This is a genomic window from Moraxella equi, assembly GCF_002027555.1.
In the GTDB taxonomy this organism is placed as follows: Bacteria; Pseudomonadota; Gammaproteobacteria; order Pseudomonadales; family Moraxellaceae; genus Moraxella; species Moraxella equi.
Genome location: NZ_MXAP01000190.1, coordinates 1 through 921, shown reverse-complemented (window position 1 = coordinate 921; position 921 = coordinate 1). Strand labels below are relative to the sequence as shown.

At 37.2% G+C, this 921-nt stretch carries 2 protein-coding genes and 1 pseudogene; 1 reads left to right on the top strand and 2 read right to left on the bottom strand.

Translation table 11 applies throughout. The annotated features are described in order from the left end of the window. A pseudogene (locus B5J93_RS14470) lies at positions 1–151 on the top strand (IS1 family transposase); the annotation flags it as partial. A gap of 325 nt (positions 152–476) precedes the next feature. Here B5J93_RS14470 and B5J93_RS13385 read toward each other — a convergent pair. Beyond that, complete coding sequence (locus B5J93_RS13385; protein WP_143823564.1) at positions 477–767, bottom strand: hypothetical protein; 291 nt, start codon at positions 765–767, stop codon at positions 477–479. Further along, the gene (locus B5J93_RS14275; protein WP_265734223.1) at positions 740–871 is read right to left on the bottom strand and encodes a hypothetical protein; all 132 of its coding nucleotides are present in this window, start codon (positions 869–871) and stop codon (positions 740–742) included. Before B5J93_RS14275 ends, B5J93_RS13385 begins: the two co-directional genes overlap by 28 nt. Positions 872–921: the final 50 nt, after the last annotated feature.

The window sequence follows — 921 nt, the reverse complement described above, 5'->3', positions numbered from 1 at the left end:
CTTACCGTCGGTATTGAAGGCAATAACACAAGGCTTAGAACCTTTGCTAGGCGAGCATTTAGAAAAAACGTGTTGTTTCTCTAAAAACCTAAGCAATCATCTTAAAGCATTTGACTTGGTGTTTCATTATATCAACCATGGGTGGGTGTAGCATACTTTTTGGATCAGAGCCTGTTTTGTTAATAAAGTTCGATATGGTCTAGAAATCTCAAAAAACGTTGTTTTTATAAAAATAACTAAGAATAGAATCAAATAGTATAAGACCATCATGTCGTATAGCCATCTGTTGTGATAAGCGCCATTCATATTTTTGGCAAAGAAAGTAAATTCTGTATAATTTTCAGGCACTAAGAATAAACTGCAAAATATGATAATCGGCAATAACAGATAGATGGTTTTTGGAAAAATTACCATGTCTTTTGCGACATAGATGATTGTCTTTATCTCAAAATTTTCATCATTTTTGTTCATATCTATTAGATTGCTCCAAAGCTAAAAACACTCATCATGACTCCGCCATCTGCTAAAATGTGAACCCTTGCCATGCTCTTTTTGCGGTATTGACTGCAAATAGCGGTTAATGTATTAAAGGCGGTGCGGTCGTGGTGCTTGTCTAATGGCTCAAACATGACTATCTCAAATAACAAGGCTCTGACCTTTGGGTTGGGCGTTGGTGGTTGTCCAATGGGGTTCCTTAAATGCCGTGTTTCATCATCACTTAGGTGGATTTCATCGCCATTTAAGCCGTGTTGTCTAATACCTGCCAAATATCATCATAATCTTTGGCTAGCATTTCTTGTACCGTTAAACCCTGCTCATGGGCTTTGGCAATTATGGTTTGTTCCATGTGTGGTGGTAAGTCAATAATCATGGTTAATCCTTAAATTGATTGTTTTGCCGTCTTAGAACCCACTCACAATC

Excerpts from the sequence above, each read along its gene's own strand:
- B5J93_RS14275 (WP_265734223.1), bottom strand. The coding sequence starts at position 871 with ATGATTATTGACTTACCACCACACATGGAACAAACCATAATTGCCAAA.